Raw genomic sequence first — 17888 nt, forward strand, 5'->3', positions numbered from 1 at the left:
TGTGAAACTATTTTATCTGAGCTGAAGCACGGGCAATGAATTCATCAACCATAGCTGCTTCCTGGCTTTCAGGATATTGAGTTTTAATTTTTGTATAAGCATCTTCTGCAGATTTGAAATCTTTAAGATGTTCGTAAACCAATCCTAGTTTTTTAAGGAATAAAGGAGAGGTGAATTTGTTGCTTGCTTTATCAGCGGCTTTCTTGTAATAAGTTGCAGCTTGTTTAAAATCTTTCAGCTCACTATAAGCATCACCCAATAAACCTAATGCCAAAGGGTCTGCAACAGGGCTACCTGTTTCTGAATATTTGCCTAAAGCTTCAGTTGCTTTTTTGTACTCGCCTTTACGCAGATAGATACCACCTAAATACAGATTAGCCAGATTTGCCGATTTTGTATTGTCATACTCTTCTGCAATTTTCTCAAAACCAGGATAATCTAATCCTCCATTGATTGCTTTATTGGCAAGTGAATCTACTCCAAGAAACTTTTCTGCTTTGTACATTTTTGCAGATGCTTCTATTGCTCTGTTTTTTAAATATACGTTTTGGTACCAAAGGTAAACGCCAATTAATAACACTACAGCGCCTGCAATGAACAAAAGGCTTTTTGAGTTTTCTTCTAAAAAGGAACCCTTCTTTACCGGGTGACTTACTTCTTTTTCTGTTGTAGACATTTTATTTAAAAAAATTAAGGATTGCAAAAATACATTTTTACATCAAAGTATCAACCCCTTTTTGCGGATTTATTAAACTTTATTGAAGGGTACTTCGAAACAGAAGTGCCTGATGTTTAATATTCTAGTAGAGGGCGACTAAAATAACTGAAATATTACGGAATAAGAGAAGAGAAATAAAAGGTAACTTTACAGCATAATAATATGTGGTTAAAAAACATTACACTCCTCAACTTTAAGAACTATGCTGATGCAAGCCTCAGTTTTTCGAAAACTGTGAATGCATTTGTGGGTAATAATGGTGCCGGCAAAACAAATTTACTGGATGCTATACATTACCTGTGCTTGTGTAAAGGCTACTTTAATCCAATAGACAGTCAGCAGATTAAGACTTCTGAAGATTTGTTTCTGATTCAGGGGGACTTTGAACGGGAGAAGAAGAATGAGAAGATCACCTGTGGTGTAAAGAGAAACCAGAAGAAACAATTTAAGCGAAATAAAAAAGAGTACGATAAACTGGCCAGCCATATTGGTTTGTTTCCTTTAGTGATGATTTCTCCTTATGATACCAATATCATTATGGATGGGAGTGAGGAACGTCGTCGCTTTATGGACAATGTAGTTTCACAGACAGACGCGCATTATCTGGATGAATTGATTTTATATAACAGACATCTTTTAAACAGGAATGCTTTGCTGAAGCAGATTGCGGTAACCAGGAGTTATGATCCGACCCTGCTGGAGATTTACAATGAGCAGCTGGTTCAATCCGGAAACCGGATCTTTGCCAAACGTGAGCAATTTATGAAGGATTTTATCCCTTTGTTTGATAAATATTATAAGTTCCTTACAGACGACAAGGAAGAAGTCAGCTTGTTTTATCAGTCGCAGTTAAGTGATACTCCATTTCTTCAGTTGCTGGCACAATCTATTGAAAAGGATAAAATTTTGGAAAGGACTACTACCGGTATTCATAAAGACGAACTGGTCTTTACCATTACCGGAATGCCTTTAAAGAAGTTCGGGTCCCAGGGACAGCAGAAATCTTTTTTAATTGCGTTGAAGTTGGCTCAATATGCTTATCTTCAAAGGTTTAAAGGATTTAAGCCGCTGTTGCTTTTGGATGATATTTTCGACAAACTGGACGATAGCAGGATGCATAAGCTGATGGAAATGGTATCCCACCAGGATTTTGGGCAAATTTTTATTACAGATACCGGCAGAGATCGGGTAATGGCTGTGTTTAATAAAATAGATGTAGCGGTTACTTTATTTGAGGTAAATAACGGAGCAGTAAATCATGCGTAAACCTAATGACATCACTTTAAAAGAAGGCATTGGAAAAATGCTCAATGTATATAAGCTTAAGGGCAAATTTGATGAAACTTCCATCATTGCGCTTTGGCCGGAACTGATGGGGGTTGCAATTGGTAACCGTACCACACAGATTTACATCAGTCAGAAGAAACTATTTGTGAGAATAGAGTCTTCTGTGATTAAAAACGAACTGATGATGGTCAGAACCGGAATCATTGAAAAATTAAATGAGCGTGCCGGTTCTGAAGTAATCACAGAAATCGTATTTCTTTAGGGTTTTAGCTTCGTCCACCAAAGACTTTGCTGATCAGCCAGATGATCAAAGCCAAAACCAATACCACAACAATAACGCCGGTCCATACACCGGCCTTAAATATGCCTTTAACAAGTTCACAACTTGCAAGGGTGGTGGACAGTAATGTAATAATTGCCAGGGGGAAATGTCTTTTCGTTATCATAAGTTTTAGCTTTATGAATTAACAAACAAACCTCCCGAAGGTTTTTATCGTCTTATTTGCCGTTCACTTTCAATAGCTCCACTTCAAAAATCAGTGTACTGTAAGGCGGAATGTCCTGTCCGGCACCACGTTCGCCATAGGCCAGATGGTAAGGGATAAAGAATTTATATTTTGAGCCTACAGACATCAGCTGCATACCTTCAGTCCAGCCGGCAATTACCCGGTTTAAAGGAAGAGAAAGTGGCTCATTTCTGTCATAAGAGCTGTCGAACTGTTTTCCATTTAATAAGGTACCTTTATAATGTGCCAAAACCGTATCAGTTACCTTAGGTTTGATTCCATCACCAGCTTTCAATACAATATATTGCAATCCGCTTGGGGTCACCTGAACGCCTGCCTGCTTTTTATTATTTTCAAGAAAGGTTTTTCCTTCGGCAATATTCACTGCAAATTTCTTTTTGCTGAGGCCGTTAAATAAATTACTGATGGGTTGCTGGGCTTGCTCTTTGCTAATGAGTAAGGTTTTTCCTTCAAAAGCATCTTTTAATCCTTTGATCAAAAGATCATAATTTAAGCTTCCCAGGCCATCATTTTTCATACTGCTTGCCATGTTTGCTCCGAAAGCATAACTCGCAGAGTCAAGGCTGTTGTTAAAAGTGACTTTGGTTGCAGTTTTTTGAGTGGTTGTTTTTTTAGTGGCTGTTGCCTTTTTGCCTTTTGTTTGTGCCAGAGTGATGAGCGTACAAAAGGGAAGTAACAAGGTGATAAAAATTCTTTTCATCAGTTTCAATGGTTTTAATTTGACTGGAAAGGTACAAAGTATCCTTAAAAAAATAAGCACCTTGTTGGGGTGCTTATTTTTAACAGGTATTTACCCGTTTATGTGATCTGTTAACTGAATTCTAGAAACGTTCAGCAGCAGTAAAGAAGAAATCTCCTTCGATTTGTGCATTTTCGTCAGAATCAGAACCGTGAACCGCATTTGCATCAATAGATTTTGCATATTTATTACGGATAGTACCTTCAGCTGCTTCCGCAGGGTTAGTTGCACCGATTAATTTTCTGAAGTCTTCGATTGCATTGTCTTTTTCAAGAATTGCAGCAACGATAGGTCCTGAAGACATGAAGCTCACTAAATCAGCATAGAAAGGACGTTCTTTGTGAACTGCATAAAACTGACCAGCAGTTTCTTCAGTTAGTTTAGTATATTTTAATGCAATGATTTTAAAACCTGCTGCAGTAATGTCATTAATTATTGCGCCGATATGTCCGTTTGCAACTGCATCCGGTTTAATCATGGTAAATGTTCTGTTTGTACTCATCTTATTTCAATTTTTTTGCAAAATTACATTTTATACTGCTAATATTAAAGCTTCAAATATAATACGCTCCATTTAATCATTTAATCATTAGCTTTGCAACGAAAATTATGCTATCTGTTTCCGAAATAAAATCATTGCTGGCTACGCCGCAGAAAATTGTAATTACCACCCATCATAAACCTGATGGTGATGCGATGGGGTCATCTTTGGGCTTATATGCTTATCTGATCCAGAAAGGGCACCATGTAAAGGTGATTACGCCTACGGATTACCCTTACTTTTTACATTGGCTTCCCAATAATTCTGATGTGATCATTTATACGGAACAACAGGAATTATCTGCCAGGTTGGTGGAAGAAGCTTCTATGGTATTCTGTCTGGATTTTAATACGCTGAGCAGAATCAATGAACTTGGAGAGTTGGTGAGGGCATCGGATGCTTATAAGATCATGATTGATCATCACCTGGATCCCGAAGATTTTGACGATTATCGCCATTGGAGTATCAGTGCCTGTGCAGCAGCTCAACTGGTTTATGATTTTATTGTCAATGAACTGAAAGAGGGGGAATTTATGAATAAGGATATTGCGACCTGTTTGTATACAGGTATCATGACCGATTCAGGTTCTTTCCGTTTCCCTTCTGCTGATGCTACTGTTTACCGGATTGCTGCAGACCTGATTGATTTTGGCGCTGAACATTGGAGAATTCATCAACTGGTCTATGACAATGCAACGGAGAACCGACTGCGTTTTCTTGGACATTGTCTGAGCAATAAACTGGAGATTCTTCGTGATTACCGCACCGCAATCATTACTGTGACTAAAGAGGAGCTAAAAGAATTCAATATTCAGACCGGTGATACGGAAGGAATTGTAAATTATGCGCTGTCAGTAAATGGGATAAAACTTGCTGCATTTATTATTGAGAGAACTGATAAAGTTAAATTATCTTTGCGCTCCACCGGAGATTTTCCTGCAAATGAAATTTGTAAGAAATATTTTAATGGGGGAGGCCACAGGAACGCTGCAGGTGGGTATTCAGATAAAAATCTGACAGATACTGTGTTGGAGTTTAAGGCGTTACTGGAAGAGTATAAAACACAGTTATTACAATAACAGGAATCGTTCCTTTAGAGAAATAAAACGAAAAACGGCGAAGCCCTCTTGAGTACCGCTGAAGAAAAATAAACATAAAACGAAAAACGGCGAAGCCCTCTTGAGTACCGCTGAAGAAAAATAAACATAAAACGAAAAAAAATAATTTAAAAACCACATGAAGAAAGGTATAGTAATTCTTTTCGCAGCTACACTTGGATTAGCTGCTTGTAACCAATACAAAAAAGGCCCGGGAGGTCTGATGTACACCATTCACAAAGATGGTGGTAAAGATAAAATCAAAGAAGGTGATATTGTTAAATTGAACTTTATTCAGAAAACTGAAAAAGATTCAGTAACGGTAAACACATGGGATATGGATGCACCTCAGGTATTTCCTGTTCAGAAAAAAGTATATGCAGGTGATATGAACGATGTATTGACTTTATTTGGAGAAGGCGATAGTGCTACATTCAAATTAGATTTAGATACAGTTGCTAAATATTCAGGACAACCAAAGCCAGCAAATACAAAAGATAAATATCTTGTATTCACCATTAAAGTAGAAAAAGTATTGCAAAAAGGTAAAGGTGAGGCTGACTCAACTTTCCAGAAAAAAGCAAGAGATTTCTTTGAAAAAGACTACAAAGCAAACATCGAGAGATTAAAAGGCGCTGAAGCAGGAAAAATCAAAAAATACATTGCTGATAACAACCTTAAAACAACAACTACAGCATCTGGATTACAATATGTAATCAGCAAACCAGGTAATGCTGAGAAACCTGTATTAGGAGATACTATGATGGTGAACTATACTGGTAAATTAACTACTAAAAAATCTGATGGTAAAGACAATGTTTTCGATACCAGCGATGAAAAAATAGCTAAAGAATCAGGTAAACACAACCCTATGGCTACTTATGGTCCTCGTCCAATCACTTTGGGACGTGCGATTCCAGGGTTTGATGAAGGTTTGAAATTAATTGGTAAAGGTGGCAAAATGACCTTGATCATTCCTTCAAATCTTGCTTATGGCGAAGGTGGAATGCAGCAGGGTGGTATCAGTCCATTCTCTCCATTAGTATTTGAAGTGGAATTATCTGACATCAAAAAACCTAAAACTGCTCCAACAGGTACACCAGGTGCGACTATTGCACCAGTAACTACCACTGCACCTGCAGCTGCCGGACACGAAGGTCACAAACACTAGAAATAAAAGAGGAACGTAGGGTCACAAAGAGTGATCAGACGGCATCCATAAAATAGAAAACCCTGCCCGGATATTCCGGGCAGGGTTTTTTTATTAACTTTGACTATGCTTTTTACGGATACCCATACCCACCTGTATTACGAGACCGATCTTGAAAAACTGGATCTCCTGATGCAACGTTGCCTCGATAACAAAGTAGAGCGTTTGTTTCTGCCAAATGTTGACATTGATTCCATTGCGAAGATCGATAACATGGTTAAAAGATACCCTGGTCATTGTTTTGCTATGGCGGGTTTACATCCTTGTGATGTAAAAGAAGACTATGAGCTGGTGTTGGATGAGATTTGTGAAAGTATGGTGGACCGGCAGATCTATGCAATCGGTGAAATCGGAATTGACCTTCACTGGGATAAAACGACTTTGGAGATCCAGCAGATTGCTTTTTCTGAACAGATTAAATGGGCGAAAGATCTCGATCTGCCAATTGTAATCCATTGCAGAGAAGCTTTCGACGAGATCTTCGAGATTCTGGAAAAAGAGAAGGATGATAAATTAAGAGGGATTCTGCACTGCTTTACGGGTAACCTGGAACAGGCGAGAAAAGCAATAGACCTTGGGTTTTATCTGGGGATTGGTGGAGTCGTGACTTATAAAAAAGCGGGATTAGACGAAGTATTGAAAGATATTCCTTTGACCAACCTGGTTTTGGAGACCGATTCCCCTTACCTGGCTCCTGTTCCTTTCCGTGGAAAACCAAATGAAAGCAGTTATCTTGTTCATATTGCCGAGAAATTAGCAGATATTTACCACACCAATATAGAGGAAATTGCTGAAGTAACCACGGCTAATTCCAGGAGCATTTTTAATATTTAATCAATGACCAAAATACTGATCATCTACACCGGTGGAACCATAGGGATGGTAAACGACCCTAAAACTGGTGTTCTTATTCCCTTTGACTTTAAACAGATCCAACAAAATGTGCCCGAACTAGCGAGATTAAATTACGATCTATCTGTTCATTCTTTTGATCCTATTCTTGATTCGTCCAATATGGATCCCCTGATCTGGGAACAGCTGGCGAAATTAATCCAGAGTAAATATGAGGAATTTGATGGGTTTGTTATTTTACATGGTTCAGATACGATGTCCTTTACGGCATCTGCGCTGAGCTTTATGTTGGAAAATCTCTCTAAACCGGTTATTCTTACCGGATCCCAGTTGCCAATAGGTGAGATCAGAACGGATGCAAAAGAAAACCTGATCACGGCATTGGAAATTGCAGCCATGAAAAAACAAGGAAAAGCAATGGTTCCTGAAGTATGTATTTATTTTGATTATCAGTTGTTTCGTGGCAACAGGTCCATTAAATACAATTCTGAAAAATTTGAGGCTTTCCGCTCTCCAAATTATCCGATCCTTGCAGAAGCAGGTGTACACTTGTCATTCTTCAAGAATTACATTGCAAAGCAACCTGTTGAGCCACTTAAGGTGCATACCAGCTTCAATTCTAATATCGGGGTTTTAAAGCTTTATCCGGGGATCTCCGTTCAGGCGGTGCATGCGATTACCAAATCAGGCGTAGATGCTATTGTGCTGGAAACTTTTGGTTCAGGAAATACCACTACGGCGGAATGGTTCATTTTGAGTTTGCAGGATGCCATTAATAGGGGGAAACTAATCATAGACATTACTCAGTGTAAAAGAGGTTCTGTGGAGCTGGGGAAATATGAAACGAGTAAAAAGCTGCAGCAGATGGGAGTGATTAGTGGTTATGATACTACTTTTGAGGCAACGATTACCAAACTTATGTACCTGATGGGCCGTGGATTAGATAACCAGGACGTTGCAGCCTTAATGGAACAGTCGTTAAGAGGAGAGTTGACTGCTAATTAAAGCAGTTCTGCTCTATTCTTTCAGTATACTTACTGTCATTAATACCTGAATATTTGCTGTACATCAATTATAACCTTAATTTTGTGCTTAAATAGCATATAAAAAGGAATGAAGATAGAGCAAATATATACAGGTTGTTTAGCAGAAGCGGCTTATTACATAGAAAGTAACGGTGAGGCGGCAATTATAGATCCTTTACGTGAGATCGACCCCTATCTGAAGCGTGCGCAGAAAGACAATGCAACTATAAAATATATTTTTGAAACTCATTTTCATGCGGACTTTGTGTCCGGGCATGTGGACCTTGCGGAAAAATCAGGGGCCGAAATTGTCTATGGACCAACCGCTCAAACGACATTTAAATCTCTTATCGCCAGCGATGGCGCCCAATTTAAGATTGGTGAGTTAACCATTACTACTTTACATACCCCGGGACATACACCTGAGTCTACCACTTACTTATTAACGGATAAAGATGGGAAGCCTCATTGTATTTTTACAGGAGATACCTTGTTTATCGGAGATGTTGGCCGCCCCGATCTGGCTCAGAAAGGTGAACTGACGATGGAAGATATGGCTGCGACCTTATATGATTCTTTACATGATAAAATCCTTGTTCTTCCTGATGAAGTCCTGGTTTATCCGGCTCATGGTGCAGGATCGGCCTGCGGAAAAAATATGAGTAAGGAGACTTTTGATACGCTTGGACACCAGAAGGAGGTGAATTATGCACTCAGAGCATCGTCAAAAGAGCAATTTATAAAAGAAGTAACAGAAGGTATTTTACCTCCACCACAATATTTTGCAAAGAATGCTGCCATGAATAAGCATGGTTATGAGCGTTTCGATGAAGTCTACGAAAAAGGATTGACCCCTTTATCACCAGATGAATTTGAAGAGATGGCTAATCTTACAGGAGCCCTGATTCTTGATACCAGAGACCCTCAGGTCTTCGCTAAAGGGTTTATTCCCTCTTCAGTAAACATTGGCCTTAACGGACAGTTTGCACCCTGGGTAGGTGCCTTGATCACGGACCTGAAACAACCGCTTTTATTGGTTTGTGAGCCGGGCAAGGAAGAAGAGGCGATTATCCGTCTGGCGAGAGTGGGGTATGACAATACCATAGGGTTTTTATCTGATGGAATTGTTTTATGGCAATTTGCAGGTAAAGACCTGGATAGCATCAGCTCTGTTTCTCCAGCTGAATTTGAGCGGATATTGAATAGTAATGAAAATATCTACGCATTGGATGTCAGAAAGCCCGGAGAGTATGAATCTGAACACCTTGAGCAGACTTTAACCCGTCCTTTGGATTACATCAATGACTGGACCAATGAAATTGATCATAAAGAGACTTACTATATTCATTGCGCAGGCGGCTATCGCTCTATGATTGCGGCTTCTATTCTTAAAGCGCGTGGGGTGGAAAATGTGATTGATGTTGCAGGAGGTTATGCGGCAATTAAATCTACAGGTCTGAAACGTACTGACTTTGCCTGTCCTTCTAAAGCGATGAGGGCTTAATTGCATAAATCAGATGAATTAATGAGAACATACGATGTACTGATTATCGGTGCCGGCCCCATAGGTATGGCCTGTGCTATTGAAGCTAAAAATGCTGGCCTGAGTTATGTCATCGTGGAGAAAGGAGCGTTGGTTAACAGCCTGTACAATTACCCCGTTTTTATGACTTTTTTCTCCACTTCCCAACGACTGGAGATTGGTGATGTCCCTTTTGTGAGCATCAATCCAAAACCTAACCGCAATGAGGCGGTTGAGTATTACAGGAGAGTTGCGGAAAAATTTTCTTTAAACATTCATTTGTTTGAAAGGGTAGATAAAGTAAGTAAAGGTATGGATGGCAAGTTTATGGTAGAAACCTCTAAAACAAGCTATGATGCAAAACATGTGATCATTGCTACCGGATTCTATGATATTCCTTTGATGATGAATATCCCGGGAGAAACGTTTCCGAAAGTAACGCATTATTATAAAGACCCCCATCTTTATGCTTTCCAGAATGTGGTGGTAATCGGGGCAAATAATTCTGCTATCGATGCTGCGTTGGAAACTTACCGGAAGGGGGCGAAAGTGACATTGGTGATTCGTAGGGGTGAAATAGGTTCTTATGTGAAATACTGGGTAAGACCTGATATCGAAAACCGGATTAAAGAAGGAGAGATCACTGCCCATTTTAATTCTGAAGTATTGTCTATAGACACCAATCAGGTAACCATCAGAACTCCGGAGGGAGAACAGACGATTGACAATGATTTTGTAATAGCTATGACCGGTTATCAGCCTGATTTTGGGATGTTGAAGAAGCTCGGTGTAGAAATGGGAGATGGTACCCAGCCTTTTTATGATCCGGAAACTATGGAAAGTAATCTGCCAGGATTATACCTGGCAGGGGTAGTATGTGGAGGTATGGACACCCATAAATGGTTTATAGAGAACAGCAGGGTTCATGCCGAACAGATTTTTGCTCATATTGCCGCTCAATCCTAATGTTGCACAGGGATCTTTAGAACGGTATGGGTAAAATTATCTATGGCCTTTTCCACTGCAGGAATATCTTTCGAGGTAATGTGGGAACCCAATACATGGCTTGCCCCATTAGGAATTGCAGTTTTAACTTTTAAGCCTGTCGGTGTGCCCAATTCGTCGAACATGCTCAATTCAGCAGATACTTTTACTGTAGGATCCTGTTCCTGTTCGTTTTTATAATAATAAAGTAGAAGAACGGGTTGTTTGACCTTTTCGAAAGTCTGTTTATTCATGCTGGTTTCTACCAATTCCTGCAGTTGTACGGTAGATTCCAGGCGGTAGCGGGTGTACCAGTATTTTTCGTAAGTAGCAGATTCTCCTTCAATTACTCTTTCCTTACCACCCAAAGCTAAACGGGCGATCTGTAGTCCCCATGGCGCATTTAGCATAAAAGCCATTTTATCATTGATCTCAATATTTGGGGATATGAGAATCAGGCTATTGATCTGGTCAGGGTAGGTTGCCGCAAGCTTTAAAGCTAAGGTCCCACCGGTTGAGGTACCCACAAGGATAATTTTTTTGCCTAGTCTTTTTCCTATTTCCATAGCCTGTTTGGCGCTTTCCCAAAGGCGATCGGCTGTGAAGTATTCCATTGCAGAGGTGGTATCTACCCCATGATCGGCAAGACGGGCGAGGTATAGGTTCGCTTTGATCTCTTTAGCTAAATGACGGTGGACAGGATTACCTTCTTCTTTAGAAGCAGAATAGCCATGCAAATAGACAATGGAATATTCTGACTGGGTTTTTAAAGCAGAGTCCGCCCAGACGATTTCCGCTTCGTTACCTGGTTTTACTTTATGCTTTGATTCTATCTTTTTCACATAATCTTCCAGCTGATTAAGGTCAGGCACAGGAGGAATCTCAGTATTATACTCGGGATGTTTCGGCTTAGGACCTATGAAATATACCACAGTAGCCACCAAAATAACGGCGATAAGTACTTTAAATGTTATTTTCACTTTAAACTTTTTACTAAAAGTACGCTTTTAAAGATATTTAATTTATGTTTGCACACATATTTTTTTACCTGAAATGCCAGGAATAAATCAGATAAAACTCCCCATAGCCGCCGACATTGCTGCCTTTGAAGAAAAATTCAAGGCTTCGATGCATAGTGATGCGCCATTGCTCGATAGAATTACCCACTATATTGTTAAAAGAAAGGGTAAACAGATTCGTCCTATGTTCGTTTTTTTTGCTGCAAAACTTTGTGGCGGAATTATCGAATCGACCCACAGGGGCGCTGCATTAGTAGAACTTTTGCATACCGCCACACTTGTCCATGATGATGTGGTTGATAATGCTTATGAACGAAGAGGTTTCTTTTCTATCAATGCCTTATGGAAAAACAAAATTGCTGTTTTAGTTGGCGATTATTTATTGGCAAAAGGCTTGTTGCTTTCTGTTAATAATGGAGAATTTCGTTTGTTACAAATCGTTTCTGAAGCGGTAAAGCAGATGAGTGAGGGAGAGTTGCTGCAGATTGAAAAAGTTCGAAAAATGGACATCAGCGAAGAATTGTATTTCGATGTGATCCGCCAAAAGACCGCTTCTTTAATTGCTTCCTGCTGTGCCTGTGGTGCTGCTTCTGCCGGTGCCGATGAAGAGACGATAGAGAAAATGAGGTTGTTCGGCGAAAAGGTTGGTATTGCCTTCCAGATTAAAGACGATACTTTTGATTTTGGTACTGACGATGTCGGAAAGCCTTTAGGAATAGACATTAAAGAGAAGAAAGTTACCCTTCCCTTAATTTATGCTTTAAACCGTTCCGAAAAATCAGAAAAAAAGAGAATGATTAATCTGGTGAAAAACCATCAGGATGAACCTGCAAAAATACAGGAGATCATTGATTTTGTAAACGCCAAAGAAGGTGTTCGTTACGCCAATGAAAAAATGGTTCAGTATCAACAGGAGGCTTTTGATATTCTCCACAGTTTTGAACCTGGAGAAGCGAGGACCGGATTGGAGCAATTGGTACGTTATACTACGGAACGGAAGAAATAGGTAGAAATGTCTGCTTCGCAATAGATTTGTTGCAGAACAAAGAGGAGACATTGTAGGACAGCTCTGTCAAAATTCTTACTTTCATCAAAAAAACATCATTATGAAAGCTTTCTTTAGTTTGCTCATCTGCGGTATGGCTCTTTCTGCGTATTCCCAAGACAATTTTGCACCTGTTTTTGAGAAGATTAGTAAAGACGTACAGGCCAATTCCAATGCTTATGGCAACTTGAAGTTTGCTACAGAAAGCATCGGGCACCGTCTGACGGGTTCCGCTAATGGGGCTAAAGCTGAAGAATATGCTTTTAATCTTTTAAAATCTTATGGTTATGAAGTAAAATATCAACCATTTGAGGTGGAAAGCTGGAGCCGGCTGACCAATGAAACCAAAATAGGGGATGCTGAAAAGACATTGAAAAAGATCAGTTCAGTAACCCTGGCACATTCGCCTGTGAAAGCAAATGTTATTGGTGAAATGGTAGACCTGGGGAACGGGCTGGAAGAAGATTACCAAAAAGATGGCGGTAAAGTAAAGGGCAAGATTGCCCTGGTTTATCTTGGTGTTTTACCAGGATCTCCTGTTAATACCCCTTCCCTTCATCGCTCAGAGAAGGCTGCGATTGCTACTAAATATGGTGCAAGCGGAATTATCATTATCAACGGGGTTAAAAATGGAGTATTGCTTACCGGAACGGCTTCTGTAACAGGAAAACTAATTCCTATTCCGGCAGTTTGTATTGGCCTGGAAAACGGAATGCGCTTAAAGGAAGCTTTAAAAACGAAAAAACAATTTGCAAGCCTGAATATGACCAACTTTTCAGGACTCATTAAAGCACGAAATGTGATCGCCACCATTAAAGGGAAAACACATCCGGAAGAAAAGATTGTGGTAGGCGGGCATTTGGATAGCTGGGATCTGGCCACAGGTGCGATAGACAATGGAATAGGCTCTTTTGCGATCATGGATATGGCGCGTACTTTTAAAAAATTAAACCTGAGCACTGACCGAACTTTGGAATTTATCTTGTTTATGGGGGAAGAACAAGGTTTGCTGGGATCGAAAGCTTATGTTGAAGCTGCTAAAAAAGAAAATACACTGGATCAACTCAGATTTATGCTGAACTACGATATGACTAATGATCCTAAAGGATTTTCAACCAGCAGAAAAGAAATGAAAACCTTATTTACGGAATGGGGTGCTCAGATCAGCAAGCTGGATACTGGTTTCAGGAATATCTTTTATTCCGGTGCCGGATTACATAGCGATCATCAGCCATTCTTATTACAAGGGGTACCTACGGGTGGTGGTGCAGGCGGTAAATTACCTAATAATTCAGGACCTTATTATCATTCTGATGGAGATGTATTTAAATTGGTAAATGAACAAGGATTAAAAAATACAGTGAGGTATAGTGCTATGCTCGCATATGCACTTGCCAATACGCCGACTATTCCTGTCGTTAAGCAGACTGAGGAAGCTTTAAAGGTCTTTCTTCAGGAAAATGAACTGGAGATCCCATTAAAGATTGCCGGCGAATGGAGATGGTAACAGGGTAGCGGTAATTCTTTTAAGATCCTCAATTTTTGAGGTATTTACATTAACCAGGTAAAAAATCTGGCTTCCTTTAGCGGCACTCCACCTCCAGCGAAATTGGTTTATGGTTTTCATCTTCCCGTTGTCAAACCACCAGGAAGCATAAATTTTGTCTTTTCCTTTTACCAGAGTGCCGGTATAGATTTCCGTTCCGTTAATGATTTCTTTTTTTATCAATTGAAACTCATACCCACTGCCGGTCCAACAAATCATCGGGTTATGCTCCGGGGCATAAAATGGGGTCGGTTTTAGGTAGATTAATGCTTTCTTATTTTCAAACTTTACGACATTGTTCTCTAGATTGGTTTTCTGATATCCTTTTAATGAGAGATTATTACTGGCCTGATTTGATTGATTTTTTTTTCCGGAATTAATGAAAAGAAAAATAACCATGCCAAAGAATAGAACATGTAGGGCTGGCTGTTTTAAGCAGTACTTTGTTTTCTGGCTGTGTCTTTTTTCTTTCTGTTGTATTTTACCAAAGCGTTGAACGAAAGAGCCGCTAAGCATGATTAGGGGTAAGATAACGTAAATGATTAGGCTACATATTCCAACAAGATCATGCACGATTGTTTCCGGCATGATCTTGAAGATAACAATCATCATAATCCTGAAGAAATTAGAAATGATGTTGAAGAGAAAGGTTACTGTTAGCAGGGTCAGCAGGCTAAAAAAAGAAAGAGTACTGCTGTTTTTCTTCTGATGATAGCTGAGTATAAAAAGACTGATTAATAAAGATATGTTGAGCATGTTTAGTCCGGCACATGCCTGATCAATATAGAAATCGTACCCTTCAATTGTAATGATATTTCCTGCAGATCGGGCAGCTATTCCTGCCATGGTTATGGTTTCGGCAACTGTGTTGCTTAACCATATCCGTAGGGGGAAGCTGAGCGTGTCACTAAAGAATTTGAAAAGAGGGGAGAGCAGCGCCAGAACAAAGAAGAAGTTCAGACTGACCTTCCCCAGGAAACTTTCAAATAGCAACAATATGGTGAATACCAGGGTAAAAAACAGAGTCGATTTTGCCGGGATAAAAAAGGCTAGTAGGGTAAAAAGTAATGCAGGAAGCAGAAAACGTAATGACAGATTTCCAGCCTCTATACGGCAGACATATGGAATTATGGCTATTCCTATATATAGGCCGATGTCTGGGACCAGGTATTCTGATAAGAACTTCAGCGACATGATGGTATAACATAGGAACATCATGAGTGGCAGAAGGCTGATCAAAGGTTTTTTTAATCCTGCTATTTCCATAATAACTTAAGTTTATTAAAATGTCCGGCCTGATGAGTAAAATAGATGATGACAGTTGCACATAGAATGATGAGCATCCATTCATGTGGTTCGGGAGCGGCACCGGAGGATTGAATGGAGGCATTTTTTAAACTGTTTTTGCTCTCTTCTATCCCAAAGCGGTCGTAATCCTGCTGACTTTCCAAAACGATCATACTGGATACTGGAGAGACAATGAAAGCCTCGTCTGCGGTACCAAGCAGGTCGTTTTGAAACTCATTTTTCTCAAAATACGAGGCGCCTGCTTTTTTCAGAATGTCATTGTAGGCGAATAGGCGAAGTAGATGATCGGGAGCAGTTGTCTGCACGTTTCCTTCTATCTTTTTCACTTTCATTTCCGCGTTGGGAATCACCAATGCATTATCCAGATCATGGAAAGTTTTAAACTGACTTTTCTCAAGCTGGTTAATGAGTTGATCAAGGTTTCCTTCATTATAGTCGAAAACTCCAAATTCTTTTAGCGTTTTTAGATAAGGACTACTTTTTTCCCCTAGTTGATATAAATGAAAGATTTTAGGCTCGGCAAAGAAACGACTGGTGTTTTCCTGGAATTTGCTGTTTTCCAGGTCTCTCAGGTTGGGTTCATTTCCACTACTTTTACTAATGACAAGTGCATTTTCAGGATTTGAGATTTCATAGAATGGAAAGAGACTGAAGTTTAAGCTATAAAAGTCGCTGTAGACAGAACTTAAATTTTCCGCAGTCAGTTTTATCAGCTTTTCTTTAAATACATATACATTTTGCTGGTTGATATGTGGCCATAACGTTTTTAGCTCCTGTTCAGACCAGGAGCGATTGAGATCCAGGTAAATGTCTGTTGGTTTGAAAGCTGTAGGAACTGCAATTGCTTCTTTTAATTGGTAGCTATTGGCGCCAAAGGAGAAGGACTGATTAGATAGCTCAGTTTTGTCAAATCTCAATGTCCATTTATCCTTATACTGCCTGTCGGCCAGATATTTTCCGTTTTTCTGGCGCTTAAGGTCAGTATCGAATTGTTTTGGAGGATTGGAGAAATCCAACTGAATACTTTCTTCTGCATTTTTTGCGGTCGGGCCATCAAACCAGGTGTTTTCGTAAATGAGTTGACCGCCTTCTTTTTTAAGAGGGCTGGTGATGCCGATTTTAAATTTCCTGTTTTCTTTTGTGGTACATGGAAAAACGCGAACGCTTACGGTGTTGCCCTCTTGCCAGTGGACGACAGATGGATCACGTACTTCGACACCTACGATGGTTTTATAGGCGGAATCTGCCTTGCCTTTCGTAGTCAGACGTGCTTTTTCTTCTCTGCCATTGATCCATAAAGAAAGTGAACTGACTACGGATCCTTCTGGAAGATGAAAGGTATATATGGCCTCCTGATCGGTATTCAATTTCCTTTCGTTATTGTTGCGGACGCTCAGTATTTTCTCGGTATATGCCATTCGATATTCCGGATATACTTTGATGTTACTGGCTACACTTTGTGTTTCCAGATCATCACCAGACCATAGTCTTTCTTCTGCAAGGTGCCTGGAATCATAAATAGATTTAAGTATCTTAATCCGATCATTTTGAGTTAGTTCAGGTTTTCCAGACCATAGACTTGCGATCATGACCAAAGGGTCGTGCTTTTTAGGTTCCGAAAATGAAGAGCTGATGTTTCCTGAAAACCAGCTGCGATCTTCCAATGGGGTAGTATATACGAGTTCCGCTTTCAGGTATTTTTCCGTAATCGGCGATTTGCGGAGGTGGACCGCTATTTCCACCCACTCGGGCAGCACACTTTCATTCAGGGAATTGTGGTTTTGAGCCAGTTTAATGTTTTTATTTAATTGGCTCCATTCTATCGTAAACCAGACCGAGATCAGCATAGGAACAAAAAGTCCGAATGCTATGGTATATTTCAATGCAGGAGTTTTTTTATAAAACCTAACCAGAAAAGCCAGGGCAACAATGGAAAGAAAAAGCGGGATAAAAGTATGAAGTGACAGGCCAAGTACAATCACTGCGAGAACACTGAGCGGATATAATGGAATTAGGTAAAGGGCAAAATAAATGAACAATATTGTTGAAGCTGCGAGGAAAAAGGTAAGCACATGCCTGAAGAATAGATTAAATGCTTCCTGTAAGGTACAGAGGATTATCGACAAGGAGGCCAGACAGATATATACCGACAACCAGGTGCTGGAATTGTTAAAAACATTCATTGATTTATTTAGTGAGAAAGCACTGGTAAACCAAAGAACTAGCAGTAGTGCTGTATATTCTATTTTGCCTTTGGACATCTTCCACCTGTACGTGGCAAATGCCTTAGTCATAACTGCGACACAAAAAATCGTAGAAATGCCGTAACTGATGATAAAGAAAATGAAGGCTGTTTCGGTAGGAAGATAACCAGAGATTACAAATGCCAAGGCCGAAATAAGAATAGAGACAATTCCGCTTAAGCGGAATTTGTCTTCTAAAAGAATGGATTTTAATCTTTTCATGAT

The 17888-nt window shown here is 39.7% G+C and carries 17 protein-coding genes; 10 read left to right on the forward strand and 7 right to left on the reverse strand.

The genetic code is table 11. The annotated features are described in order from the left end of the window. Positions 1 to 7: 7 nt before the first annotated feature. A complete protein-coding gene (locus BFS30_RS12305; protein WP_069379575.1) occupies positions 8 to 676 on the reverse strand; it encodes a tetratricopeptide repeat protein in 669 nt (222 codons plus the stop codon). A 204-nt stretch (positions 677 to 880) separates the two neighbouring features. Here BFS30_RS12305 and recF point away from each other — a divergent pair, with 204 nt between their 5' ends. Together recF and BFS30_RS12315 are read left to right on the forward strand one after the other, a co-directional pair. Then, a complete protein-coding gene (gene recF / locus BFS30_RS12310) occupies positions 881 to 1984 on the forward strand; it encodes a DNA replication/repair protein RecF (protein ID WP_069379576.1) in 1104 nt (367 codons plus the stop codon). Next, positions 1977 to 2267: a DUF721 domain-containing protein gene (locus BFS30_RS12315; protein WP_069379577.1), complete on the forward strand. Its 291-nt coding sequence runs from the start codon at positions 1977 to 1979 to the stop codon at positions 2265 to 2267. Before recF ends, BFS30_RS12315 begins: the two co-directional genes overlap by 8 nt. A 4-nt stretch (positions 2268 to 2271) precedes the next feature. On the opposite strand, the gene BFS30_RS12320 is transcribed toward BFS30_RS12315, so the two are convergent. From BFS30_RS12320 to BFS30_RS12330, 3 genes are all read right to left on the reverse strand, one after another. After that, the gene (locus BFS30_RS12320) at positions 2272 to 2451 is read right to left on the reverse strand and encodes a hypothetical protein (RefSeq protein WP_069379578.1); all 180 of its coding nucleotides are present in this window, start codon (positions 2449 to 2451) and stop codon (positions 2272 to 2274) included. 52 nt (positions 2452 to 2503) lie between these two features. After that, positions 2504 to 3232 (reverse strand): FKBP-type peptidyl-prolyl cis-trans isomerase, encoded by a 729-nt coding sequence (locus BFS30_RS12325; protein WP_069379579.1) that lies wholly within the window; start codon positions 3230 to 3232, stop codon positions 2504 to 2506. Between the two features lie 121 nt (positions 3233 to 3353). Next, positions 3354 to 3773, reverse strand: a complete 420-nt coding sequence (locus BFS30_RS12330) for a nucleoside-diphosphate kinase (RefSeq protein ID WP_069379580.1) — start codon at positions 3771 to 3773, stop codon at positions 3354 to 3356. A 107-nt stretch (positions 3774 to 3880) separates the two neighbouring features. Here BFS30_RS12330 and BFS30_RS12335 point away from each other — a divergent pair, with 107 nt between their 5' ends. The 6 genes from BFS30_RS12335 to BFS30_RS12360 all read left to right on the forward strand — a co-directional run bounded on the left by BFS30_RS12335 (position 3881) and on the right by BFS30_RS12360 (position 10484). After that, positions 3881 to 4891 (forward strand): DHH family phosphoesterase, encoded by a 1011-nt coding sequence (locus BFS30_RS12335; protein ID WP_069379581.1) that lies wholly within the window; start codon positions 3881 to 3883, stop codon positions 4889 to 4891. A gap of 157 nt (positions 4892 to 5048) precedes the next feature. Then, positions 5049 to 6080 (forward strand): FKBP-type peptidyl-prolyl cis-trans isomerase, encoded by a 1032-nt coding sequence (locus BFS30_RS12340; protein ID WP_069379582.1) that lies wholly within the window; start codon positions 5049 to 5051, stop codon positions 6078 to 6080. Positions 6081 to 6185: 105 nt separating this feature from the next. Next, positions 6186 to 6953 (forward strand): TatD family hydrolase, encoded by a 768-nt coding sequence (locus BFS30_RS12345; RefSeq protein ID WP_069379583.1) that lies wholly within the window; start codon positions 6186 to 6188, stop codon positions 6951 to 6953. A gap of 3 nt (positions 6954 to 6956) precedes the next feature. Beyond that, positions 6957 to 7976, forward strand: coding sequence for an asparaginase (locus BFS30_RS12350; protein ID WP_069379584.1), 1020 nt, complete (start codon positions 6957 to 6959; stop codon positions 7974 to 7976). Between the two features lie 108 nt (positions 7977 to 8084). Continuing rightward, entirely contained in the window at positions 8085 to 9500 is a 1416-nt protein-coding gene (locus BFS30_RS12355) for an MBL fold metallo-hydrolase (protein ID WP_069379585.1), read from the forward strand. A 21-nt stretch (positions 9501 to 9521) separates the two neighbouring features. Beyond that, positions 9522 to 10484, forward strand: coding sequence for a YpdA family putative bacillithiol disulfide reductase (locus BFS30_RS12360; RefSeq protein WP_069382409.1), 963 nt, complete (start codon positions 9522 to 9524; stop codon positions 10482 to 10484). On the opposite strand, the gene BFS30_RS12365 is transcribed toward BFS30_RS12360, so the two are convergent. After that, entirely contained in the window at positions 10481 to 11482 is a 1002-nt protein-coding gene (locus BFS30_RS12365; protein ID WP_069379586.1) for an alpha/beta hydrolase, read from the reverse strand. The two genes, BFS30_RS12360 and BFS30_RS12365, sit on opposite strands and share 4 nt — an antisense overlap. Before the next feature lie 73 nt (positions 11483 to 11555). Here BFS30_RS12365 and BFS30_RS12370 point away from each other — a divergent pair, with 73 nt between their 5' ends. Beyond that, positions 11556 to 12527, forward strand: coding sequence for a polyprenyl synthetase family protein (locus BFS30_RS12370; protein ID WP_069379587.1), 972 nt, complete (start codon positions 11556 to 11558; stop codon positions 12525 to 12527). A gap of 100 nt (positions 12528 to 12627) precedes the next feature. Further along, complete coding sequence (locus BFS30_RS12375; protein ID WP_069379588.1) at positions 12628 to 14073, forward strand: M28 family peptidase; 1446 nt, start codon at positions 12628 to 12630, stop codon at positions 14071 to 14073. Here BFS30_RS12375 and xrtN read toward each other — a convergent pair. Then, the gene (xrtN, locus tag BFS30_RS12380) at positions 14044 to 15378 is read right to left on the reverse strand and encodes an exosortase N (RefSeq protein WP_069379589.1); all 1335 of its coding nucleotides are present in this window, start codon (positions 15376 to 15378) and stop codon (positions 14044 to 14046) included. The two genes, BFS30_RS12375 and xrtN, sit on opposite strands and share 30 nt — an antisense overlap. Continuing rightward, the gene (locus tag BFS30_RS12385; protein ID WP_069379590.1) at positions 15369 to 17885 is read right to left on the reverse strand and encodes an XrtN system VIT domain-containing protein; all 2517 of its coding nucleotides are present in this window, start codon (positions 17883 to 17885) and stop codon (positions 15369 to 15371) included. Before BFS30_RS12385 ends, xrtN begins: the two co-directional genes overlap by 10 nt. Positions 17886 to 17888: the final 3 nt, after the last annotated feature.

The sequence above is a fragment of the Pedobacter steynii genome, assembly GCF_001721645.1.
GTDB lineage: Bacteria > Bacteroidota > Bacteroidia > Sphingobacteriales > Sphingobacteriaceae > Pedobacter > Pedobacter steynii_A.